The 23,414-nt window shown below is 33.0% G+C and carries 20 protein-coding genes; 13 read left to right on the forward strand and 7 right to left on the reverse strand.

Annotated features, from left to right (window positions below; all coding sequences use genetic code 11):
* The first annotated feature begins 75 nt into the window (after positions 1-75).
* Together Q0845_RS18555 and Q0845_RS18560 are read left to right on the forward strand one after the other, a co-directional pair.
* The gene (locus Q0845_RS18555) at positions 76-2,451 is read left to right on the forward strand and encodes an AAA family ATPase (protein WP_298516419.1); all 2,376 of its coding nucleotides are present in this window, start codon (positions 76-78) and stop codon (positions 2,449-2,451) included.
* Positions 2,448-3,347: a hypothetical protein gene (locus Q0845_RS18560; protein WP_298516421.1), complete on the forward strand. Its 900-nt coding sequence runs from the start codon at positions 2,448-2,450 to the stop codon at positions 3,345-3,347. Before Q0845_RS18555 ends, Q0845_RS18560 begins: the two co-directional genes overlap by 4 nt.
* A 326-nt stretch (positions 3,348-3,673) precedes the next feature.
* Here the strand turns inward: Q0845_RS18560 and holA are convergent, their stop codons facing one another.
* A complete protein-coding gene (holA, locus tag Q0845_RS18565; protein WP_298516423.1) occupies positions 3,674-4,678 on the reverse strand; it encodes a DNA polymerase III subunit delta in 1,005 nt (334 codons plus the stop codon).
* 59 nt (positions 4,679-4,737) lie between these two features.
* Here holA and Q0845_RS18570 point away from each other — a divergent pair, with 59 nt between their 5' ends.
* From Q0845_RS18570 to Q0845_RS18580, 3 genes are read left to right on the forward strand one after another with little or no spacing between them, the layout of a single operon-like run.
* Complete coding sequence (locus Q0845_RS18570) at positions 4,738-5,184, forward strand: type I restriction enzyme HsdR N-terminal domain-containing protein (protein WP_298516425.1); 447 nt, start codon at positions 4,738-4,740, stop codon at positions 5,182-5,184.
* Positions 5,185-5,204: 20 nt separating this feature from the next.
* Complete coding sequence (locus Q0845_RS18575) at positions 5,205-6,197, forward strand: glycosyltransferase family 2 protein (RefSeq protein WP_298516427.1); 993 nt, start codon at positions 5,205-5,207, stop codon at positions 6,195-6,197.
* A gap of 42 nt (positions 6,198-6,239) precedes the next feature.
* Positions 6,240-7,031, forward strand: a complete 792-nt coding sequence (locus Q0845_RS18580) for a hypothetical protein (protein WP_298516429.1) — start codon at positions 6,240-6,242, stop codon at positions 7,029-7,031.
* Positions 7,032-7,089: 58 nt separating this feature from the next.
* On the opposite strand, the gene Q0845_RS18585 is transcribed toward Q0845_RS18580, so the two are convergent.
* Positions 7,090-7,284 carry a hypothetical protein gene (locus tag Q0845_RS18585; RefSeq protein WP_298516431.1) on the reverse strand — a complete coding sequence of 65 codons (195 nt, stop codon included), beginning with the start codon at positions 7,282-7,284 and terminating at the stop codon, positions 7,090-7,092.
* A gap of 295 nt (positions 7,285-7,579) precedes the next feature.
* On the opposite strand from Q0845_RS18585, the gene Q0845_RS18590 reads away from it, so the two are divergent.
* A complete protein-coding gene (locus Q0845_RS18590) occupies positions 7,580-8,440 on the forward strand; it encodes an OmpA family protein (protein WP_298516433.1) in 861 nt (286 codons plus the stop codon).
* 74 nt (positions 8,441-8,514) lie between these two features.
* Here Q0845_RS18590 and Q0845_RS18595 read toward each other — a convergent pair whose 3' ends face one another.
* Both Q0845_RS18595 and Q0845_RS18600 read right to left on the reverse strand, forming a co-directional pair.
* Positions 8,515-9,510: a putative phage abortive infection protein gene (locus Q0845_RS18595; RefSeq protein ID WP_298516435.1), complete on the reverse strand. Its 996-nt coding sequence runs from the start codon at positions 9,508-9,510 to the stop codon at positions 8,515-8,517.
* A gap of 163 nt (positions 9,511-9,673) precedes the next feature.
* Positions 9,674-11,728, reverse strand: a complete 2,055-nt coding sequence (locus Q0845_RS18600) for a hypothetical protein (RefSeq protein WP_298516437.1) — start codon at positions 11,726-11,728, stop codon at positions 9,674-9,676.
* 483 nt (positions 11,729-12,211) lie between these two features.
* On the opposite strand from Q0845_RS18600, the gene Q0845_RS18605 reads away from it, so the two are divergent.
* The 4 genes from Q0845_RS18605 to Q0845_RS18620 all read left to right on the forward strand — a co-directional run bounded on the left by Q0845_RS18605 (position 12,212) and on the right by Q0845_RS18620 (position 14,984).
* Complete coding sequence (locus tag Q0845_RS18605) at positions 12,212-12,529, forward strand: hypothetical protein (RefSeq protein ID WP_298516440.1); 318 nt, start codon at positions 12,212-12,214, stop codon at positions 12,527-12,529.
* Between the two features lie 83 nt (positions 12,530-12,612).
* Positions 12,613-13,359, forward strand: coding sequence for a hypothetical protein (locus tag Q0845_RS18610; protein WP_298516442.1), 747 nt, complete (start codon positions 12,613-12,615; stop codon positions 13,357-13,359).
* Positions 13,360-13,697: 338 nt separating this feature from the next.
* Entirely contained in the window at positions 13,698-14,039 is a 342-nt protein-coding gene (locus Q0845_RS18615; RefSeq protein ID WP_298516444.1) for a hypothetical protein, read from the forward strand.
* A 105-nt stretch (positions 14,040-14,144) separates the two neighbouring features.
* Positions 14,145-14,984, forward strand: a complete 840-nt coding sequence (locus Q0845_RS18620) for a hypothetical protein (RefSeq protein ID WP_298516446.1) — start codon at positions 14,145-14,147, stop codon at positions 14,982-14,984.
* Between the two features lie 240 nt (positions 14,985-15,224).
* Here Q0845_RS18620 and Q0845_RS18625 read toward each other — a convergent pair whose 3' ends face one another.
* Genes Q0845_RS18625 through Q0845_RS18635 form a run of 3 tightly spaced genes read right to left on the reverse strand, consistent with a single transcriptional unit; the run spans position 15,225 to position 18,374 of the window.
* Entirely contained in the window at positions 15,225-16,688 is a 1,464-nt protein-coding gene (locus tag Q0845_RS18625; protein WP_298516448.1) for an FAD-binding oxidoreductase, read from the reverse strand.
* Complete coding sequence (gene mltG, locus Q0845_RS18630) at positions 16,688-17,731, reverse strand: endolytic transglycosylase MltG (protein WP_298516449.1); 1,044 nt, start codon at positions 17,729-17,731, stop codon at positions 16,688-16,690. Before mltG ends, Q0845_RS18625 begins: the two co-directional genes overlap by 1 nt.
* A 19-nt stretch (positions 17,732-17,750) precedes the next feature.
* Positions 17,751-18,374: an L-threonylcarbamoyladenylate synthase gene (locus tag Q0845_RS18635; RefSeq protein WP_298516451.1), complete on the reverse strand. Its 624-nt coding sequence runs from the start codon at positions 18,372-18,374 to the stop codon at positions 17,751-17,753.
* A 174-nt stretch (positions 18,375-18,548) separates the two neighbouring features.
* On the opposite strand from Q0845_RS18635, the gene Q0845_RS18640 reads away from it, so the two are divergent.
* The 3 genes from Q0845_RS18640 (at position 18,549) to Q0845_RS18650 (ending at position 23,301) form a co-directional block, all read left to right on the forward strand.
* Positions 18,549-18,740 carry a hypothetical protein gene (locus tag Q0845_RS18640; protein WP_298516453.1) on the forward strand — a complete coding sequence of 64 codons (192 nt, stop codon included), beginning with the start codon at positions 18,549-18,551 and terminating at the stop codon, positions 18,738-18,740.
* A 189-nt stretch (positions 18,741-18,929) separates the two neighbouring features.
* On the forward strand, positions 18,930-19,802 hold the full coding sequence (locus Q0845_RS18645) for an alpha/beta hydrolase (protein ID WP_298516455.1): 873 nt from the start codon (positions 18,930-18,932) through the stop codon (positions 19,800-19,802).
* Positions 19,803-20,034: 232 nt separating this feature from the next.
* Entirely contained in the window at positions 20,035-23,301 is a 3,267-nt protein-coding gene (locus tag Q0845_RS18650; RefSeq protein WP_298516457.1) for a VIT domain-containing protein, read from the forward strand.
* Positions 23,302-23,414 lie beyond the last annotated feature (113 nt).

Genomic DNA, 23,414 nt, shown 5'->3' on the forward strand with positions numbered 1-23,414 from the left:
CTTTACTTTACTTTTCATGAAATATTCACGTACTTTAGGTAGTGAAAAAATTCACATCTAAAAAAATGATGCATTTTGATTAAAGTAGACAGACATAAAATTGCAATACCAGCTTTCTTTTCTTCTAAAGAATATGAACAGTTGCAGCAAGAAATTAATGATTTTTACAGCTTGCATAAAAACTCACGTGCACAACGTACGTTTACGGAAGGATATTTGCCAAATGAAGTTTCCGATATGCTAGCAGAACTCTTTGATCATAAATGTGCTTTTTGTGAATCGCATTTGCGGAGAGGAAAACCTGGTTATGAAAGTTACCTAAATCGTTTCCGCCCTACTAAAAATTCGCAAGGATTTGATACTAAAGAAATTGATCAAGATCATTATTGGTGGCTTACGTATGAATGGGAGAATTTATATATGATTTGTCATGCTTGCCAACGTTTTAAATCGAATGTATTTCCTGTAGAAGGCAAACGTGCTACGATGAAAACATCGTACGATCAAATCTCAAAAAAGGAAAATGCTTTTTTAATTGATCCTTGTAACGAAGATCCTAGTCAGTTTTTTGATTTTAATCTTTCAACATTAGAAATCATACCTAAACAAACATATTCATACCCTGACTTTTTATTAAAAAGTACAGACTTTTCAGAACAGCTGGAAGCCAATATACAAAGAGCTGAAGCCACTATACAAATTTTAGGGCTCAATCGTACGGATCTGATTGATGAACGAGAAAATATTGCCAGAGAAATACAAAAAGAACTCAATAGCTTACAAACAATAGATGCACACTCAAAAACTATTGCCGAAGATTGGAATGAAATTATTATGGGAAAATCCCATAAAAATCATCTGGCATTCCGAAAAAAATATATAGATAATGAGTTAAAAGATCCAGATCTTTTAGAAATTGTTTCAAATCTAATTAATCCCGCACGATCAGATTCTAAACAAAATCAACAACAGCAAAACATACAACAACAAATGCCGCCAAGTCCTTCGGCACAACAAAATGTCAAAGGTGGAGATATTTTTGAATCTTTGTCTTTTCCGCTAGAAGAAACAGCAGAAGGAATGTCAAGAGATAAAACAAAACCACCAAAAACTAGGAAAGCAATATTTAATAAAAAGGACGATACGTATTACGCTAGCATTTTAAAGAATGTATATCTCGATCGCATTGAATTGAAGAATTTTAAATGTTTTTCTAATCTCACGATACAATTGCCTAGTTACGCTGATGATACTAGTGTAGAACCTTGGTTGGTTTTCTTAGGAGAAAATGGTGTGGGAAAAAGTTCGGTGCTTAAAGCCATTGCCATTGCATTGATGGGACAAGAATATTTGGACGTTCTCGGAATTACGGTCAAAGATATTTTGAAATATAATACCTATAGCGGACACATTAAAGTATTTGGAAAAGGCAATGAAGAAGTATATAGTGTAACATTCAATAAAAGAAAGAATGAAATTAAAGCGAGTATTGAAAAACCGCCAGCCTTTATTATTGGGTATGGTTCTACACGTTTGTTGCCGATTGGGAATTTACAACCCGAAAAAGATCATCCGAGTTATTTAAAGATTAAAAACTTATTTGATCCGTCAGTTTCGTTATCAAGTGCCAAAGAATGGTTTTTAAATACCAATCGAAAAACCTTTAATCAAGTGTCTAAAACACTGAAAAACTTGTTATTGTTAGACGATTTAGATTCCATCAAAAGAAGTCCAAAAAAGGGAGAAATTTTCATCAAATATCATAAATCGGGCGATAATATCAATATTGATCATTTGAGCGATGGTTATAAGTCCATTTTTGCAGTAGCTATTGATATGATTTATACGCTTTCGCAAGAAAATGTCGTGTACGAATTGGCAGAAGGTATTGTCTTGATTGATGAAATTGGCACACATTTACATCCGCGTTGGAAAATGGAAATTATTGAACGTTTACGCAATACATTCCCTAAAATTCAATTCATCATTACCACACATGAACCTTTGTGTTTGCGTGGTTTAAAAGAACATGAAGTCGTCGTTTTAAAACGCGATGAAGAAAATGCGATTGTTGCTATAAGTGATTTGCCTGATCCAAGTACGTTGCGAATTGATCAACTATTAACTTCCGAATATTTTGGATTGAATAGTACGATGGATTCTAAAACAGAAAAAGAATTTGAACGCTATTATGAATTGCTTGCCATTGAAGAGACAGACAGAACAGCCGCAGAAATCGCAGAAATAGAAGCCTTACAAAAAGTGCTTCCACAAAAGAAACGTTTGGGACAAGATGCTCGTGAAGATTTGATGTATCATGCCATTGACGAGTTGTTGGCTAAGAAAATGAAAAGTAAAAAACTTAAAATAGTTGACGACGATATTAAACAAGAAACCATTTTAAAAGTACAAGATATTTGGAAAAATATCTCCGCAAAGAATAAATTATGATTTTCATTGATAGAGCTTCGGTTGAAACTCCAGAGATTCTTAAAGATGGAAGTGAAAAACTGAAGAAAGAATTAGAAGAAGCTATAAAGCATTACACAAATCCAGATCCAGAAAAACGAAAGAAAGCGTTTAAATTCAAAGTGTACGGTAACGCCAAAGTGAAAGAAGCTTTGATTAAAATGGGTAAAGGAAAATGTGCGTATTGCGAAAGCGATATTTTGGCAACATACGTTGGTGATATTGAACATTTTCGACCAAAAGGAGAAATTGAAGAACTGAAAGCCACTGGCAATTCAAAACCAGGCTATTATTGGTTGGCTGCCGATTGGGAGAATTTGTTGTTTTCCTGTAGAAACTGCAATCAGAAATCCAAACAAGCAACCGCATTTGTAGAAGAAGCAAAAAGCATGGGGAAAATGAATCAGTTTCCGTTATTTGATGAAACCAAGCGTGTGCGTTCTCCTGAAGGCGATTTTAAAGGCGAAGAAAAAGTACGTTTGTTATTGAATCCATGTATTGAAAACCCTGAAGATTATTTTAAATACGATATTGAATCAGGTGTTATGAAACCCAAAAAGCGCAAAAAGTTTTTAAAACAACGTGCCTTATCTTCTATTAAAGTATTTGCCTTGCAACGTGTTCCTTTAGTGATGGAACGAGAAAAAAGAGCCATTTTGATTAGTGCGCAAATGCAACGTGTAGAAGAAGCTTTTGTCAATTATAATGACTTCATCAACGATCCGCAACGCTCTGAACGATTTGCCAAAGTACTCCAACGCGAAATGGAAACGTTACAAGGTTTTTTAGATCCTACACAAGAATATTTAGGCATTGCCAGACAAATGATTGGGCATTTTATGATGAAGAATTTTCAAGTGGATATCAATGCGGCTTGACTTCGACTTCGCTCAGTCCGCGCCATGGTTTTATGTATTAATTTAAAAGTACTCCAATTTGATGATTTTGGTGTTCGCTTTTGCTCTATATGCCTTTTTGTTGTTTTGAATTTCAATTGTCATTCCTGCGTAGGCAGGAATCCATACAAATTTTTATAGTAGATTTCACATCAAGCGCGAAATGACACTCGTCCTATTTAATAAGTATTTTTTTACTGATGAGATACTGAATCAAGTTCTGCATGACGTTTCAGAAAATTCTAAAGCAAAGCGTGTCTAACATTCTAAAAGCGAAGCAAGTCTAAAAAGCAAAGCGCGTCTAAACACTAATTCATAATCTTCACCATCAATTCTTTCAGCAAATCGCCATTGGATAAGTTTGTCGCACCAACTCCTTTACTTTTAACATCCATTTCACGTAAAGTTGCCACAATACCGCTCACTTTTTTCATAGGATAATTGCGCGCAGCAGCTTGATATTCTTTAACAAAATATGGATTGATACGCAATGCAGAAGCTACATTTCGAGGATTTTGATCGCGCAAACCATGATATTGCAATAATTGTGAAAAGAAATTAAACAGCAACGAAACCGTAACTACTGTCGGATTGTCTTTTGGATTTTCTGAGAAATACGTAATAATTCGGAATGCCTTTTTTACATCTCTATCGCCAATGGCTTTTCGCAACTCAAAATTGTTGTAATCTTTGCTGATTCCGATGTTTTCTTCAATGATTTCTGGAGTAATTTCGCTTCCTTTTGGTAAAATCAGTTGTAATTTTTCAAGTTCATTATTGATTTTACTCAGATTCGTTCCTAAAAACTCCACCAACATTTGCGCGGCTTTCGGTGTAATTTGATATTTCTTACCTCCTAAAACTCTTCGAATCCAATCGGCTACTTGATTCTCATACAACTTCTTACTTTCGTAAATGATTCCGCTTTTAGCAGCAGCTTTGTACAATTTTTTATTCTTAGCAATCTTTTTGTATTTATAACAAATCACTAAAACCGTGGTTGGTTGCGGATTTTCAAAATAGCTAACTAGTTTATCAATCGTACGCGATAAATCTTGTGCTTCTTTTACAATCACAACTTGGCGTTCTGCCATCATCGGATAGCGTTTTGCATTGGCAACAATATCATCTACAGAAACATCGCGTCCGTACAATACCATTTGATTGAATCCTTTTTCTTCTTCTGCCAACACATTCTTTTCAATATATTCAGCAATTTTATCGACATAATAGGCTTCTTCACCCATTAAAAAGTAAATAGGTTTGATGTTTCCTTTCTGTATATCGATGACGATTTGTTTAGCTTCTTCCATTGTTTTGACAAATGCGAAATTGTATTGGTTTTCGACGCACGAATCGTTAGTTTTGTGCCATGGAACTCTTGAATTTTCCAAAATATTCGTTCCGCTTCAAAAATAGGGAAAATAAAATCTATATTTTTGATGCTATTCGGAAAAAGTTTGTGGTGTTAACTCCTGAAGAATGGGTTCGACAGCATACCGTGCAGTTTCTAATCCAAGAAAAAAACTATCCAATCAGCCTGATTAATGTAGAGAAAGAACTCATATTCAACGATTTAAAAAAGCGATATGATATTGTGATTTTTAATTCGGATGGAAGTATTTTTTTGGTGGTCGAATGTAAACGCAGTAAAATTACGATCAATCAACAAACATTTGATCAAATTGCACGTTATAATATGATTTTAAATGCAGAATATTTAATGGTGACCAACGGATTGAACCATTATTATTGTACGATGGATTATGAAGCGCAACAGTATCATTTTTTAAGGGAAATTCCAGATTATAAAAAATAGTAAAAAGAATCATTTTCAGCATGAACATCGCCGTCGTCATACTCAATTGGAATGGAAAACAGTTATTGGAACAGTTTTTACCAAAGGTATTGGCATTTTCCAATGATGCTACTATTTATGTGGCTGATAACGCTTCCGCAGATGATTCCATAGCCTATGTAAAGGATAATTTTCCAACGGTGAAAATCATACAAAATGCTGAAAATGGCGGCTATGCCAAAGGTTATAATGATGCGTTGCCATTTGTGGAGGAAGAAATTTTCTGTCTATTAAATTCTGATATTGAAGTTACTGAAAACTGGCTCGCTCCTATTCAATCGGAATTTGAAGCAACTCTTGAAACGGCGATCATTCAACCGAAAATTCTAGATTTTAAACAAAAAACACATTTTGAATATGCTGGTGCTGCTGGCGGATTCATTGATAAGTATGGATACCCATTCTGCCGCGGACGTATTTTCCACACCTTAGAAGAAGATACTGCACAATACAATGATGCTATAGAAATCTTTTGGGCTTCTGGCGCTTGTTTATTCATCCGAAAACATGTTTTTTCTGTATTGAATGGTTTTGACGAAGACTTTTTTGCGCATCAAGAGGAAATTGATTTATGCTGGCGCGCGTTTAATAAAGGGTATAAAGCTAAATATATTGCAGAAAGTGTAGTGTATCATGTTGGTGGTGCTACATTGGATAGCGCAAATCCTAGAAAAACGTATTTGAATTTTAGAAACTCCTTGTGTATGTTGGCGAAGAATCTTCCGAAAGGAAAATTAGTTCCCATTATCTTTTCGCGTTTGGTGTTGGACGGAATTGCGGGAATTCAGTTTTTAATCAAATTCAAATTCAAGCATTTCTTTGCCATTATCAAAGCTCATTTTCACTTTTATGGTCGCTTGTTAAAGATGGTTAAAAAGCGTGAAAAGGTGCAACAAAAAAAGTATTTTGGTCAGAAATCTATTGTCTATTCCTATTTTATAAAAGGGAAAAAACGATATTCTGACTTACTTTAAATGCATTCATTACAAAAGACAATCTTTCTCGCATTCCTGTTTTTGAGCTTTCTTATTAAAGCGCAAGAACAATCTTCCCAAGCTGTTTTAGATCAATATAATGAGCTTACCAATTATATACCTAAAAGTCTTGAAAATGATACTATTTACAATCCTGAAATTCGCATTTCAGAAGTAACTTTCAATTCAATCATAAATACTAGACTTCATTATCGCTTAAAACATTTTGCGAAATTTACTCCAAAAGAAATTGCATGGATGGAAGAAAAAATCACAAAACTTGCCACTGCCTTACATGCAGAAGGAATGTATATTTTATTAGGTCAAAGAGGCGGTTATAAAGGTTGTATGGGAGAAAATAAGATAGAAAAAATTCATTTAAACACTATAAAAATTATCCGTTTGAATTTCTGTTATGGATGTCATGATAGTCATTATGATAAAGATTTTATCAAAATTTTCAATGCAAAAATGTATCAATTACTACAAATCAAACCGCCTGATTACAAGACACGCCATTTTTACGGAACATTCAGAGGAAAAGGCGAACAACGTTCCAAAGTTGAATTGATATTAACTTATGAAAGAACATTTACATTAAAGATTCAAAAAAAGAATACTATAGATTTTTCGGAAGGTTTGTGGGAGAATGAAAATGATACACTCATCTTAACATCAAAAAAAATTACATCTTCAAATGATGGAAATAGTCTGGTTTCTAATGGAAATTGGCTTGAATTGAACGCTGTAAAGTTTCGATTAAAATCTCGACTTAAAAGAAGTAAATTAATCTCACTTGAACCTAAAAAGTGGAAATTGAAAAAAGTTTTATAGAGCTATCCATAAAAAACTGCCTAAAAAATAATATCTAATTAGGCAGCTTTCTAGTTTTTTACTCTGGTACCGTAGGACAAGCTGCTGCACATCTTACAAACACGCTTGTTGCTCCGCATAAAAGAGGTCCAACAGATACGGGGCAGTCACAAAGAGTTACCCAAGATCCACCTTTAATAGCATTGGTGTTGCTTTGTAATTTCGAAATAGATTTTTTGTTAAGATCTAATGTTTTTAGGTTTCTTTTTTTCATAAAGCTTATAATTGATTTGATTTGTTATTGAATGTAATCGTATTTTATGGATAAAAATAGAAGCAGCAACTCAAATTTATCAATTTGAGGAATCAATAATTCAAGAAAAATCATTTGAAGAAATCGAAAATAGATACAATATTTTCAATAAAAAGGAGTTCTTTTTGAAATGTTAAAAAAACGAGGATTCATATCTTTAAAAGTTTGTTAATCCTTGTAAATTCCATATCATTTTTAATACTTTTGGTTAAAATTTTGAAAAAACCGTTTTAATTATATATAAAATACAAGATTTATGAAGAAGATCCTCTTATTGGCAGCGACAGCTACCATTGTATTATCCTCATGTGTTTCTAAAAAAGATTTTGCTGATTTAGAAGCAAGACACAAAGAGACCAAAGATTTATTAAATTCTGCAACTGTAAAGTTAAATGCATGTTTGGAGGAGAAAGCTTCTGCTACGGCAAAAGCGAACGCTCTAGAAGATCGTGTCGCAGATTTAAAGAAAACGAATAATGATTTGATTGAAAACACGAAAGAAATGACTGTTTTGACAGCAAAAGGTGCTGACAATCTTGAGAAATCATTAGAGAGCATGAAGGAGAAAGATTTAAAGATTACACGTCTGCAAGATGCTCTAAACAAGAAAGATAGTGTGACTTTAGCGATTGTTTCTAGCTTGAAGAAAGCTGTTGGAATTGACGATCCAGACATTGAAATTAATGTAGAAAAAGGTGTTGTATTTATCTCTATTGCTGATAAGTTATTGTTTAAAAGCGGAAGCTATAATGTAACTTCTAAAGCAAAAGAAGTACTTGGAAAAGTAGCGAAAGTAGTAAACAGCAAGCCTGATTTTGAATGTATGGTGGAAGGTCACACAGACAATGTACCATACAAAAAAGGAGTTTTGATTGACAATTGGGATTTGAGTGTGAAACGTTCTACGTCTATCATTCGCGTATTACAAGAATTAGGCGTGAATCCTGGGCAGTTAATCGCAGCCGGAAGAAGTCATTATGTACCATTGGTAGAAAACGATACTGCTGAGAATAGAGCTATTAACAGACGAACGCGTATTGTGGTATTGCCAAAAATTGATCAGTTCTACGATATGATTGAAAAAGAAATGAAAAACCTTTCTGCGGAAGGAAAATAATATAGTTTTAGGCAACTAATTTAAAAAAGCGTTCAAGGAAATCTTGAACGCTTTTTTTTGTTTATTGAGTTTTCTTAGCTCTTCTTATTCTTTTCCTCCAGTTTTTTAATTTCTTCCTCTGTTAAAGGTTGATCAATTCTATCATAATAATCTTTCGGTTTTAGATTGAAATTAGCTAATCCTAAAGGAATGTTTTTAACCAATCTATAATCTTGAAATGCTTCTTTCCATTCATTAGGAAACCAAGCTATTCCATTGTAATAAATATGTAGTTGTTCAAATTCTGATATTTGAGCTCTTAAAAGTGAGATATATTCATATTTTTCTTTGACACTTAAAAAATCTTTATCTAAAATAAATTTTACAGTTCTATGCAAATGTCTATAGTAATTACTTAAATCGTCTACATTTCCTTTAAAGTAATTATATATTATATTACTATTTTCCAGTTCTAAGCTTTTATTTCCTTTCTTTAGATATTCTCTAGCATTTTCTATAATTTTTTTCTCTTTTTCATCTAATTTTTTAAAATAAAATTGCTCTGACTGTTCTCCAATTCCATGAAAAAAAACTTGATAAGCTAATTTTAATATTCTTTCATCAGGATCTTCAAAAGGAGAAAAGTCATTATTTTTGTTTTCTATAAATCCATCATATATTTTCTCAATCCTAGAATAACATTCTTTTAATTCTGAATACATTACTTTAAAAGCTTTTCTTCCTTTGATGGATGCATGAACCGAAGTTTCATTAGCGTGTTCTTTATAAAGTCTTAGCATTTCATAAAACCGATTTTCAAATCTTTCAATTTGAATATCTTTTCTAAGCTGCTCATTTGCTTTGTATTGAATCCAGAATGCCAAGAAAGTTAGAGCCGCTGCTATTATTGCAATAAATGGTCCTGCTATTCCTCCAATGGTATCACCAATATTTCCTGTTTTTGTAAAATCTATTATTGAAAAATAATTCTGAGTTAAAAGAAATGGTATTAATAGAATTATTAAAATTATTATTACGAACCATTTTGTAATTTTTCTAAATTGTTCATCAAAGGGATTATCTTTTTTCATTAGATTGTTAGTTTGATTGTAAAATTACTAAATTTCACAAGTAAATAAGAGAAAATTCTTTTTTGAAAAAGCAGAAAATATATACTATCATCATAAAAAAACTATAAAAGATAAAAAGCGCTCCAAATAGAGCGCTTTGTCAGTATGTATTACGTTTTGAATTTTAAGAATCTAAAGAACTTCCGTCTTCAAATCGTATAAATTGTGTGATGTCAAAACTATCACCCAAATCAAAAGGTCTGTCAATGATATCTGTAGTTAATATTGGTTTTAACAAATCTTCGTCTTCAAAAATAATTCCTGAATCTGTATCTTCAACTATAGGTTCATCTTCAAAATCTAAAATATCTGTGATGATTGCTGTACATTCTTCCAATTTGCTGTTTTCAAACAATTCAATGAAGTAAGAAGGATCGAAGTTCATTTCTTCTACAGGCACTAAATTCGTGCGACTTTCCGCAATGAATCCTAAAAATTGTTCAACATCAGCCGAGATATCTTGTCCATTGACAATACTGTTTTTGATACCATTCAGTAAATGATCAGCAGTATTCACAAACTGATGTACGCCATGCTGCTGTGCTAACAATCCTGGCGCCATATCAAATCGTCCAATATCTGATTTCAAATTCTCCAACGTATGTTCCAAATAATTGATCGCTTCGTTTTCTCTGCCCAATTCGCTTAATGGAATCAATACATCTTCTACAGATTCTACCACAAAACTCAATTGTACCGTAATGACAGCAGTAGCACCTGCATCTCCTCCACTCGCATTCACGGTAAATTCTACTTGTTGTTGTGCTTCTTGTGGTTTATTTTCTAACTGAATTACTTGTGTAAAAGTTCCGAAATCATCAAAAGTTGGATCGTTTTCAACAGCAACAATTTTAAGTTCAGTCGTAATTGCTGCAGCAGCATTTGAAACGGTTTCATCGGCTATAAAAACATTTACTTTTGTCGCTCTGTTTCCTTTTCTATCGACTACAATTCCTTGCGATTGATCGCCAATGGTAAAATCGAAATTCCAATCGTTTCCAATGCCTTTTCCTTTGATTGTGATAGCATCTACACGCGTTCGTATATTGTTTTGCGTACTGATGTATGGAATGGCTTGGTTCGGATCTTGCAACCAGCGTAATCCATTCTCTAATTCTCGCAATCGGAAAGGAATTCTGAATCCGAAAAACCACTTTAATAAAGCAATTAAACGCAACAATCCGCTTAAGTTTGTTAGAATTCCCAATAAGTCTTTTATGTCTTTCAGCAATTGTTTTATATCATCAATGATGGCTTTAAAATCTTTGATTAATCCTGCAATAGCGCCAATAATTTGATTCAATCCATTTACCAAAGCGTCTAGAATTCCTGTTTTGTCCAACACAAATTTCAACAAGTCTTTAATTCTCGATTTTTCTATAATGAAATCAATAATGCCTCCAATGAATTTTAAAATATCAATAATGAATCTAGCACCTGGAATCTTTTTGATGGCATTTTCAATTTCTTTGATGATCCAGTTTACGGTATCCGTCACCTTTTCTATTTCTTTGAGCCAATCGTTTAAGAAATCGAATTGACTCTTTAAATCGTCTACAATTCGTTGTAAACCCAATAATTTCTTAGTGAATGCAAGCAATGCATCCAAGATTTTCTTTGTGAGTTTTGTAATACTGTCAAGTGGTTTTGTAATTGCTTTGACCAAATCCCACAATCTTTTAATAAATGCTGGAGGCAAAATTTTCTCCAACCATTTTTGTTGCTTTTCTAAGAGTTTTGCTAACTCTTCTACTTCTTCTGCTTTTTTACGAAGTTTCTTTAGTAGTTTCCCTAAAAGTTTTTGTAAAAATCGTGCGCCTCCATTATACTTCAAAACTAATTTTAAGTCTTTTACAGCCTTATTAAATGCTGTAATTAGTTTTTGAAATTGTGATAAAGCTTTGCTTAAAACATTCAGAATTACCCGAAGTGGTTTTATAATTGCCTTTAAAGGTCCTGCAAATCTTCCGACTCTTTTTAACACGCTGTTAATCGCTCCAATTATTTTCCGAATAAAAATTAATGCACGTCTAGACAATGTTAACAGTGTCTGGATTGATTTTAGAAATACACTTAACGCTGTCAATGCAACGCCAAGATTTTTGACAATGAGTTCCGCGTTACGTATTGCTTTACGTACTGCACTCGCCTTTTTTTCGATAGCTTTGAATACTGCCATGATTAAAATATTTAAAATAGTTAGTAATACATCTAAACTACTTTTAATCAAACAGTTGCAAAAGAGTTAAAAAGCCCTTTTGAATAGGTGTAAAGTATTGCTATACAGGAAAACTCCTGTGTTTTATTTAGAAAAGTGTGAGCAGGAATTTGATATGTCATTGCGAACAAAATGAAGCAATCTGTTTCAAAGAAAATTCAAATTTTACTTCGTTGCAGACTACCGTGTCGTAAACTCTTCTTAGTGAAACCTCTAAGATCTTTATTAAAAGTACTTTTGATCGAAGATGTAAAAGTGATTAGTGTATTCATAAAAGATATACTGACTTGCTAATTGCATCTTAAAATTGAAAATGATTTTGACTTTGAGTAAGAAAATTGTAGTTTTAAAAATAATCAAATTCTTAAAGGAAAATGGGTTTGGTTATAGTAGAAATAACTGGAATTCCTGTTATATTTATGTTGTGTGTCATTAAAAAAATAAATGATAGAATTAAGTAAAAAAGTAACATTTTTAGTTTTAGTCTTAGTTGGACTAAGTTCCTGTAATGAATACGTGGAATATAAACCACACTATTTGAGTAACAATAATGAGCATAAATATTACGGAAAGCCTGAACTCGATTCTGCTGAATTTCATAATACTATTCAAGTATTGGTGTATTATGAAGAAACGTTTAAAACTAAAAATAGTAACGTGATTTTAATCACTAAGCAACTATCAAATGATTGGGAACTCCTATGGAATTATACTACTAAGGCTCAAGACGAAGATTGGTTGAAAACGCATAAAAAAGAATAAAACGAACACACAACAAAACCTAAACTGCATTAAAACGCAGCTTAGCCAAAACGTTACCAAAAAGCTGAATAAAAATCCTGCTAATGAAACAACTTTCTACTGAACACTTAAATCTTCTACCAAATCCAAGAGAATTAAAAAGGATTTGTAAATCTATTTCAGCTTTAGAAGCAATCATTTGTCCTGAATGGGAATTTAGATATTATTCCTACCAAAAAGATTGGAGCGAAACCGAAGAATGTTGTGAAATGAGAGATGGAACAGGAAATCAAATGCTTATTCTTTTTACAAAAAAAGGAACGTGTATAAACGGGTTTGCAAATGAAAGTAAAATGAATGGTTGGAAAAGCATTCAGATAAAAGAAGAAAAAACCTTTGTAGAAAAACTATTTGATTCTAAAAAAGAAATCAAAACGGAATTAATTCAAGAAATTGCAAATGGAGTTCTTAATGAATTACCACAAGAATTTAATGAATTCATATTTGGAGAACCTATCAAAAGTATTGGAACAACGTTTTGTATTTGGCAGACTAAAACAGATGAAAATTGGAAAATAGGGAAAGTCGAATTGCCTAAAGACGAATACAAAGATGGTTCAAGCGATTTACTTCAATTATTAGACGGAAAACCTCTAACTTACAAAAACTGGGCAGAAGAATATTACGAAGAAAATTTTGAGGAAAACGAACTTAAATTGGAACTTGTAGAAAAAATATTTGGCGGAGTAGTAATTACGAAAGAGTTAGTTATTGAAATAAACCCTGAATTAAGCGATTTCGAACAACTTAAATCAAATTTGGACGAAATAGGATATGAACATAAAATATAAAAGCCAGTTGGGAACACCCTATATAAAAAATTGCTATTTTAGGCTAAATCAAAGATCACGAATTGATTAAAAAAAGAACTCTTATTTGCATAGTAATCATTTGGATTTTAATAACTCTAGTAAATTACTATTATACAAACTTTTTCATCCTTGTATTTATTCGGTTAGGATTAAATATTACATTATTAATTGGAACAATTATTCAAATTATAAAACTGGTTAAAGAGCAAAATAATTTGACGCGATTTAGGGTTATAAAACTTATTACGTTTGGACTTTTATTAATTCTCACGTTTTTTAAAAATATCCCAAATAATCTGATTGAAAAAGTTGATTGGGTGATTTTAAAAGGAAAACGAGTTGAAATTATTGAGCAAATTAAGAGTGGAAAATTAGTTGCAAACGGAAAAAACAATAACGGAATTTGTGAATTACCTTTTGAATTTCCGATTGTGTCTAATGGAGGAAATGATGTTTGGATAATCCGAAATAATGAAAGTGATAAACTGACTGTTCGCTTCTTTGTATTTAGAAATTTCTTTGACTCACCTTCAACGAAATTTGTATTTACTGAAGATAAAAAAACAATCGAAGCGTTTGAAAAACGAATTAAGGAGCAACCTGAAAACAATTGGAAACTTGATGATAATTGGTATCGTATTTATGGAGAAGTATATTGAAAAATAACATGCTACAACAGAAAGCATAAAAAGGAAATGGAAAAGCATACCTTTACTTGATTGGTAAAAAACCTAGCGCACAACAATGCCTATAAGTAATTCATTATGAAAAAAAATATTTATCATTTACTAATTCTATGTTTGACGACAAGTTTTAGCTTCTCTCAAATTCCTGTTGAAAAATACCGTGCAGAAATATCACAACTAAATACAGATAACGAATTAAGGGAATATTGGAATCGTATAGACAAAATTGACCAAGAAATTTTAGTGAATACAACTGATATAAAAACAGCAGATAGTATTTCTGTAGCAAACATGATAAAGACTGCATTAATTTTTGAAATTCACGGAATTGATGCTTACAAACCAAATAATCACATTCCAATTACGAACCTATCTCATAATTACATAGGGAAAAGTCAAATTGCATTTTGGCCAATAATTGAACTTTGTGCAAAAGTTGGAGGAGTTATAAGCAGTTTTGGAGGCAACTATCCTGCTTATGAACTTGAATGCGTATCGCAAACTTTCTATAATTATTCTTTAATCAATCAAGAACCAAAATACTCACAGCTATTAGGTAAATTAAGCAAAATTAAAACGGACAATATTGTTGATGAACTTTTAAAGGCATACGAATATCAAAATAATTTACGTGAATTAAGTGAAGTTAAAGTTTTGCATAATTGGTCTTTACAGTCATTCAAAAACAGAAGTGATGAAGGTGTGTTTTCATTTGTGAAGATGTCCGATGATAATATATATTTAAAAAGATTCAGACGAATTCAAAAACTTGAACTTGTTAAAAAAAATGATGCATCCATAGTGTATAGATTGGAAAACGAACCTTTTGGTTGGAGTTATATTTACAGAAATGACGGAAGCTTAACTTTAATTGACAGCGAGAAAAACGAGTTAATTAAATACACTTTGGTGAAATAACAAATACTAACTACTTACATAAAAGCATGTCGATTTTTGTAAGATCGCTAAATTCTAAAAGAAAAACACATAGAACAACTTAAAAACTCGGCTTATGTTTCATTCGAATTATAGCCGCTTTTATTCAACGTAACTTTTCATATACAAGACTGTTATCCAAAAGCAAAGCGCGTCTAAAAATCTAACAATCTAACAATCTAATAATCTAATAATCTAATAATCTAAGCAGTCTAAAAAAGTCTACACAGAAATACTCTGCGGATGCTGAATGCGATTGTCTGGATCGAGTTGCTTTTTGATCGCTTTCAACTCTGGAAGATACTTTCCGTAATACGCCGTTTCAAAATCTTTAAAATTAATATCAGGATAATTGCGATAATGCGCTCGAATTCCATGATTGTAGAAACGATCTTGTACTTCTTTAAATGCTGCTAATCGACTTGCCTCTTGCGATGGTTTGTCCCAATACGATTGCAATTCAGACAAATACGGATAGCTTCTGTGTGGATATACCGAACGTTTTTCAGAAGCTGCTGAGTTGATGTTTCCACCAAGCGTGTTTATTTGATAAATCAATCCTCGTGAAGAAATCACTTTGGAAATAACATCATCAATACAACCTTCTATTTCAGAGAAGTCTTTGTACAATCCTGCGCAAGCGTTTTTAAAATAAATTGGATTCTGCACGCCATAAAATGTCTTCAAAGCTTTTGGTAATGGTCGTTTACTGCCAATCGTTGCTTTATCTGAGATTTCTTTCAGCGCATTGTACATGTCCATGACGCCTTTATTGTCGTTTGAATAATTTGTGATGAGAATCGTTAAGGTTTTTCCATTCAATACAAAGGCCGCAAAAGCAGTATTGGGAAGATTTTTGGTGTAACGAAACCATGTTTCTAATAATTTCTTAGCGCGTTTCGTGTCTAGTTTATAAGCTTTGCAACGATACGCTTGGAAAAAACTAGGCGCTTGATAGGTTCTAAACTTCATTTTAGTAACAATACCAAAGTTCCCATTTCCGCCACCTTTACAAGCTTTTAAAATTGCTGAATTGCCACTTTCGTGACGAATGTTTCCTTGGCCATCTACAATTGTAATTGCTTGTAAACTATCGCAAGTCAAACCATATTTTCGACTGAAAAAACCGTATCCACCGCCAAGTGTTAAACCTGCAATTCCTACCGTAGCACAGGAACCTGATGGTAAAATGCGTTGTTTTGGTAGCATTTCATTGTACAATTCTTTTAATACACAACCTGTTCCAACTGTGAGACTGTGATCTGGTGTCCATTCCATAGATTTCATGGCAGAAACATCAACCACCAAACCATCGTTGGTACTGGAAAATCCTTCAAAGCTATGTCCGCCACTTTTCACCACTACTTTTAAATCTTTGTAATTGGCAAATTGTACTGCATCTGCAACACCTTGCGTCGTGAAGCATTGTGCAATGTATGTTGGCGATTGTTGGAAACGCTTGTTAAATCGAATTGCCAATTCTTGGTATTCGGCATCTGCTTTTTGATACAGTTTTATATTTTCTGCTAGCAATTCCGGCATTTTCGGAGCTACTTTCTTTTCCGTTTCTGTTTTTGTTCCTGTCGATGTATTTTTCTTAGCATCATCTGCACAAGAAAAAATCGTGTAACCAATTCCGCCTAAAACGACGAGTTTTGCAAAGTCTCTTCTATTATAATTAGCCATTAGCGAAAGATTTTACGTTCGTTTAACGCTTTGTGATATTTGCGCGCATTGATTTCATGTTGACGATTTGTTTTTGCAAAATTGGAATAACCTGAAAAATCTTCTTTCGCACAGAAAAAGATATAATCGTGCTTTTCATAATTCAACACAGCGTCAATATATTGTACAGAAGGAATGTAAATAGGTCCTGGCGGCAAACCTCTGTTTTTGTATGTGTTATATGGTGACTCTAATTCTTTGTGCTTATTCAACACTCTTTTAATGGTAAAATCGCCCAAAACCCAAACCAATGTAGGATCAGCATCCAATGGAATTCCTCGTCTCAATCTATTCACATAAACTCCTGCAATCTTTGGCGCTTCGTCCATTTTAATTGTTTCACACACCACAATAGAAGCTAAAGTTGAGACTTCTGTTTGTGACATCTTTAACGCTTTGGCTTTCGCTTTCCGTTCTGGCGACCAAAAACGCTTGTATTCTTTCGCAAGTTTCGCAATTAAATCTTCCGCAGAAATATCCCAATATACATTGTATGTATTTGGAATAAACATTGTATTGATGGTTGTTGGTGTAAAACCATATTTGCTGGTAAACTTTTCGTCGGTAATTAGTTTTAGAATATCATCAGCCGATAATTCTACCGTAGCGGCAATTTTTTCAGCCAATTCTATCTTTGTACGCGCATTGTTAAACGTAACTTTTGCTTCTTTTTCTCCATTTCCTTGGCGTAAATCTTCCACAATTTTGCTGTACGCTACATTTTTAGGAAATACATATTTTCCGGGTTCTATAGTGCTTTCTTTTAAATTTCGAACAGAAGCATATTCTTTAAAATTTTCGACATTTTCTATGATTCCTTTAAATTCTAAACTCCTCAAAACTTCTTCAAACGTAGTACCTGTTGGTACATAGAACGCAGTTTCTTTTTCAATACTAGCTGTTTTATTTCCGTAGAAATACATAGAAGCTTTTGGATATATATATATTCCTACTGCAATAACAGCAATAAGCAGTATAAGTCCTATGAGTTTAAATTTCTTCATAAATATGTAAAATCTGTTTTTAAAGAATGCTTTCTATATCTCCTTTTCCTTCGCGAATAACTTCAGGTTCATCTCCTGATAAATCAATAATAGTAGAAGCAATATTGTCTCCATAACCGCCATCAATTACGGCATCCACTAGGTTATCCCATTTTTCTAAAATCAATTCCGGATCGGTTGTATATTCAATAATATCATCTTCATCACGAATAGAAGTAGATACTATAGGATTTCCCAATTCTCGTACCAAAGTTCGAATGATGTTATTATCTGGCACACGAATTCCGACTGTTTTTTTCTTTTTAAATACTTTTGGCAGACTGTTATTTCCTGCTAAAATAAACGTAAACGGACCTGGCAATGCCTTTTTTAGAATTTTGTAGGTACTCGTATCAATCTGGCGAATATAATCGCTAATATGACTCAAATCGTTACAGATAAACGAGAAGTTTGCCTTTTCGAGTTTAACGCCTTTTATTTTCGCTATACGTTCTAAAGCGCGTGTGTTTGTAATATCACAACCCAAACCATATACGGTATCCGTGGGATAAATGACCAAGCCGCCATTACGTAGAATATCCACGACTTTTTTGATTTCCCTTGGATTTGGATTTTCGTTATATAGTTTGATAAATTCTGCCATGCAATACTTAGAATTAAGTCTTACAAAAGTAATTGATTTTTAGTAATAATACGCATTGCTTCTTGAATCTGTATTTTATTGATATAAATCACTGTACATCTGTTAATTAAGGCAGAACCGTAAGTGATTGCTATTTTATTTTTATACCTTCTTTACTAACCAAAACTTTATATCATGTTAAAATCAATTTTAGACCTAAAAGGTGTTTCTGTACTTAACAAGAAACAACAAAAAAGTACCCAAGGAGGTAGACTTTTAATTTCAACTGTTTGTACTGCAAGTACACAAGGACAACCGTGCGGACCGCCACATTGCCCAGGATTATGTGGACGTCTTAATGGCAATCCATATTGTTGGCCATATTAAAAAGCTTGTAGCTGCTGGTAGTTGAATTACATAAAACGCCAGCAGTTTTTTGTAATTTATCATCGTTTTATTGCTGTTTAAAACTCTGATTACAAGACTTTAAACCAACTATAAATTTTAAGTCAAAATTAAGATTTGTGCATACTTTTTTTTCAGATATTGCGTTATAACTAGCATTAACCCTTTCTTATGAAAAAGTCATTCTTTCTTGGTGTTTTGAGTCTGTTTATTTTGGTGAATTATTCGTGTAGTTCTGATGATTCAGATTTAAATATCACGCCAACGCCAAACAATCCATCCACAGTAGCCGCAGTAACTACACTCGATATTTCGTATGGTTCGGATGCTGATCAGAAATATGACTTGTATTTGCCACAAAACAGAACCCTGGATACGAAAGTCATTATTTTAATCCATGGCGGCGGTTGGACTGCTGGCGATAAAGCAGATATGTCAAATTTTGTAGAATTGATTCAAACGGATTTGTCTGAATACGCCATTGTGAATATGAATTACCGTTTGGCAAATGATACTACTTCTCCTTTTCCAATGCAATTAGACGATATTACAACGCTTATTGATGAATTGAAAGCACGTAATGAAGAATATATTATTTCGGAAGATTATGCCTTTTTAGGAACGAGTGCTGGCGGACATTTATCTCTTTTATGGAGTTATGCTTACGATACACAAGGTGATGTAAATATGGTTGCAAGTATTGTTGGACCTACCAATCTCACCGATGAAGCTTATTTGAATAATGCAGATCCTACAATTCAAGCCTATTTTGATTTGTTTGGTGAAGAATTAGTAATTCCTTTTTTAGAAACGTATAGTCCATTTCACAGAGTTACCAATGCAGCACCACCAACTTCACTTTTTTATGGTGGACAAGATCCTCTGATTCCAAATTCGCAAGGAAGCGGTTTAAGCGATCGTTTGACGGAACTTGGTATTACACATGAGTTTACTTTTTATCCTGAAGAAGGTCACGGTTGGGGCGGACAGAATGCTATTGATACTTGGAATAAGTTTACGGCTTTTGTGAATGAGTATCATTAGGTTTTAGGTATTAGGTATTGGGTATTGGGTATTAGGAAGTTGTTTTTTCTACTTTTCGTTTCAAAACATAAACTACGAAACTTATAAACCTTTAAACTTTATCGTTGTTTGAAACAATCAAAAATCAGCAATCGTTATCTTCGTTCTGAAATCAACAATTCTTAAAGTTTTCTTAAAATGGTATGAAACTTGATTGTATAGACTCCAAACTTTAGTCTCAAAAACCGATTTTATGAAACATTTTATCTCATTCGTGTGGATACTGTTGTTTACCGCAATTAGTACTGCACAAAATGCGCCAATTTTAAAAGTTGGCAACACACAAGTAGGTCTAAATTCCTTAGACATTTCTGTAGAAATTATTGGCAATAAAGCCACCACAACTTTTGATATGTTGTATTACAATCCGACAAATCAAGTATTGGAAGGCGAATTGTCATTTCCGTTAGGAGAAAATTTTAATGTCTCTCGCTTTGCACTCGATGTAAACGGCAAACTCCGAGAAGCTGTTGTCGTTGATAAGGAACTTGGAAGAATCGCTTTTGAAGAAGTGGTTCGCCGAAGAGTTGATCCTGCGTTGCTTGAAAAAGGCACTGGAAACAATTACAAAGCCCGCATCTACCCTATTCCAGCGAAAGGAAATAAACGCGTTGTGCTTGCTTACGAACAAGAATTACTGTACAAAGCAGATGGTTATTATTTTGATTTGCCATTGCATTTTAAGAATCAACTGAAAAAGTTCAATCTGGACATTACTGTTTTTGAACAAGATGATGCACCTGTGATTGAAAAAGGAAAAGTTTCTGGATTGAATTTCAAGAACTGGAAACGCAATTACCGAACGCAACTGGAAAAGGTGAATTATATTCCGAATAAGAGTCTGCTGATCAAAATTCCCACGAAAGTGAATACACAAAAATTAATGGTTTCAGACGATTATTTTTATTCACATTTGATCTTAAATCCAGAAAAGAAATTACGCAAAAAAGCTAGCAAAATCACATTGCTTTGGGATACTTCTCTTTCCATGAAAGATCGTGATATTGATAAAGAAATTGCATTGTTAGACACTTATTTTTCGTATCTGAATGATGTCAAAGTATACTTGAAAACCTTTAGTAATGAATTGATTTTAGAGAAAACTTTTACTATCAAGAATGGAAATTGGAATACACTTAAAAGTGTACTTAAAAACTCAGTATGTGATGGTGGAACCAATTATTCATTCTTAAATTCTAAAATAAAAAATTCAGACTTAATTTTATTATTTTCAGACGGAATTCAATCGCTTAGTGATGCCAAATATTATGGTAAAACACCTGTAATTGTTGCCAATAGCGTAAAAAAATCGAATCATGCTGCATTGAAAATGATGGCAGAATCTTCTAGTGGAAGTTATGTTAATTTGACGGTGAAATCTGCCCAAGAAGCTTTTAATGATTTAAAGTATCAACAGTATCAATTTTTGGGCTATAAATCATATGTAAAAAATATAGACGTTTATCCTAGAGCTTCTGTAAATATTGATAATACGTTTTCGATCACAGGAAAAAATTTAAATAATTATGAAGATATCGTTTTGTATTTCGGATACGATTCTGAAATTACAGAAAGCATCACGCTCAACTTGAAAGAAGCACAAAAAGGAACTACAAATATTCCGCGTTTATGGGCACAAAAACGATTGGCTTTTCTGCAACAAAATTCCAAAGCAAATAAAAAAGATATTATACAATTAGCCACTAAATACGGTTTGGTGACAGATTATACTTCTTTAATTGTTTTAGAACTTGTTAGTGATTATGTACGCTATAAGATTGAGCCACCAGCAGAATTGTTGGAAGAATACAATCGATTATTGGCAGAAACGGAACGTGATAAAAGTAAGAAAGAGACGTTTATTGATGTTAGACAAGAGCAAATGGATGACGAAGAAATGATAATTACCGATCAAGTCATGGAAGTCAGTAACAATCGACTTTCTAGAACACCAATGCAAATTAGAGATAATTTAGGCATGAGCAACGAATCTGAAATCATCCCCGTAGAAGATGTAGAAGTCATGGAAGATGTTGAAATTATAAAAGAAATTGCAGAAGTTGAGGAATCTATTGAAGAAATTCCGTTTATGATTATCGAAGAAGCTCCCATATTTCCAGGTTGTGAAGGATCTAGAAATTCCAATGAACGAAAAAAATGCTTTTCAAACAAGGCTCAAGAAATTATATCACAGAATTTTAATGTCTCTATTTTCAATGATTTAGGCTTCCCTGAAGGAATACAACGTGTATATACGATGTTTACAATAGATGAAAAAGGTCGTATAAAAGATATTAGAATTAGAGCTCCTCACAAAAATATTGAAGCAGAAGTACGACGTGTACTACGTTTGTTCCCAACAATGCTTCCTGGAAGGCAACGAGGCAGAAATGTAAATGTACGTTATACACTCCCTATTATTCTTAGAGCTAATGCTGATGGAAAAGTGTTTCAAAGTACAAGTAACACTACAAGAACGCCTCAAACTATTACAGAAACTCGACCTACTCCTCCTGTTAGTAAACATCAACATAAAGGGACATTGCAAGTCGCTGACCTTAGACTTAATACACCTTATATTCAGGAATTACGACAATTTAAAACTGTATATGAAGCGTATGATTTTTACTTGTTGCAGCGCACAAAATATGAAGAAACGCCAGCGTATTATGTAGATGTTTCAAGCTTTTTTAGAAATGAATTTGAAGCTATAGAAACGTCAAATCGTATTTTGTCTAATATAGCTGAGACCGATTTTGATAATTACGAATTGTTAAAAGTCTACGGTTATCAATTACAAGCGACCAATGCACATAAATTAGCTTTGTTCATTTTTAAACGTATTTTGGAATTGCGTACCGAAGATGTACAATCATATCGTGATTTGGCGTTGGCCTATGAAAATGTAGGCGATTGTCAGGAAGCTTTTAATATTCTGAATGATATTCTTTCTGGAAAGATTTATGAGCAAACCCACAGACGTAATTTTGCAGGTTTGAATCCTATTGTTATGAATGAAATGAATCATTTGCTGGAAAAATACAAAGGCGATATTGATACGAGTAAGCAAAGTTCTCTTGTCTTTGAACCAGAAACCTATGATGTCCGTATTGTGGTCGATTGGAATCATAACGATACCGATATAGATTTGCATATTATTGATCCAAATCGGGAAGAATGTTCGTATAAAAATACACATACCAAAATTGGCGGAAGCATCTCAAAAGATATGACACAAGGTTTTGGACCTGAAGAGTTTACTTTGAAAAATGCTATAAAAGGTGATTATTTTATAAAAGTGAATTATTATGGAGATCGCTATCAAAAGATTGAGAATCCGACCTTTATGAAAGTCACGATGTATTCTCATTACGGAACACTGAAACAAACCAAAGAAGTTAAAATCATTCGTTTAACAAAGTCCAGAGACAATTTGGTTGTGGCGAAGATGAGTTTTTAGTTGTTGGTTAAGAAAAAACACTTTTCAATTTAGCATTTAGCATTTAGCATTTAGCATTTAGCATTTAGCATTTAGCATTTAGCATTAAAATTAAAAAAAACGCCAGATTGTAA

The sequence above is a fragment of the uncultured Kordia sp. genome (assembly GCF_947489565.1).
GTDB lineage: Bacteria > Bacteroidota > Bacteroidia > Flavobacteriales > Flavobacteriaceae > Kordia.

Excerpts from the sequence above, each read along its gene's own strand:
- Q0845_RS18650 (WP_298516457.1), top strand. The coding sequence starts at position 20,035 with ATGAAACATTTTATCTCATTCGTGTGGATACTGTTGTTTACCGCAATT.
- Q0845_RS18610 (WP_298516442.1), top strand. The coding sequence starts at position 12,613 with ATGAAACAACTTTCTACTGAACACTTAAATCTTCTACCAAATCCAAGA.
- Q0845_RS18635 (WP_298516451.1), bottom strand. The coding sequence starts at position 18,374 with ATGGCAGAATTTATCAAACTATATAACGAAAATCCAAATCCAAGGGAA.
- Q0845_RS18620 (WP_298516446.1), top strand. The coding sequence starts at position 14,145 with ATGAAAAAAAATATTTATCATTTACTAATTCTATGTTTGACGACAAGT.
- Q0845_RS18595 (WP_298516435.1), bottom strand. The coding sequence starts at position 9,510 with ATGAAAAAAGATAATCCCTTTGATGAACAATTTAGAAAAATTACAAAA.
- Q0845_RS18575 (WP_298516427.1), top strand. The coding sequence starts at position 5,205 with ATGAACATCGCCGTCGTCATACTCAATTGGAATGGAAAACAGTTATTG.
- Q0845_RS18645 (WP_298516455.1), top strand. The coding sequence starts at position 18,930 with ATGAAAAAGTCATTCTTTCTTGGTGTTTTGAGTCTGTTTATTTTGGTG.
- Q0845_RS18590 (WP_298516433.1), top strand. The coding sequence starts at position 7,580 with ATGAAGAAGATCCTCTTATTGGCAGCGACAGCTACCATTGTATTATCC.
- Q0845_RS18560 (WP_298516421.1), top strand. The coding sequence starts at position 2,448 with ATGATTTTCATTGATAGAGCTTCGGTTGAAACTCCAGAGATTCTTAAA.
- Q0845_RS18605 (WP_298516440.1), top strand. The coding sequence starts at position 12,212 with ATGATAGAATTAAGTAAAAAAGTAACATTTTTAGTTTTAGTCTTAGTT.
- mltG (WP_298516449.1), bottom strand. The coding sequence starts at position 17,731 with ATGAAGAAATTTAAACTCATAGGACTTATACTGCTTATTGCTGTTATT.
- Q0845_RS18640 (WP_298516453.1), top strand. The coding sequence starts at position 18,549 with ATGTTAAAATCAATTTTAGACCTAAAAGGTGTTTCTGTACTTAACAAG.
- Q0845_RS18570 (WP_298516425.1), top strand. The coding sequence starts at position 4,738 with ATGGAACTCTTGAATTTTCCAAAATATTCGTTCCGCTTCAAAAATAGG.
- holA (WP_298516423.1), bottom strand. The coding sequence starts at position 4,678 with ATGGAAGAAGCTAAACAAATCGTCATCGATATACAGAAAGGAAACATC.
- Q0845_RS18600 (WP_298516437.1), bottom strand. The coding sequence starts at position 11,728 with ATGGCAGTATTCAAAGCTATCGAAAAAAAGGCGAGTGCAGTACGTAAA.
- Q0845_RS18585 (WP_298516431.1), bottom strand. The coding sequence starts at position 7,284 with ATGAAAAAAAGAAACCTAAAAACATTAGATCTTAACAAAAAATCTATT.
- Q0845_RS18625 (WP_298516448.1), bottom strand. The coding sequence starts at position 16,688 with ATGGCTAATTATAATAGAAGAGACTTTGCAAAACTCGTCGTTTTAGGC.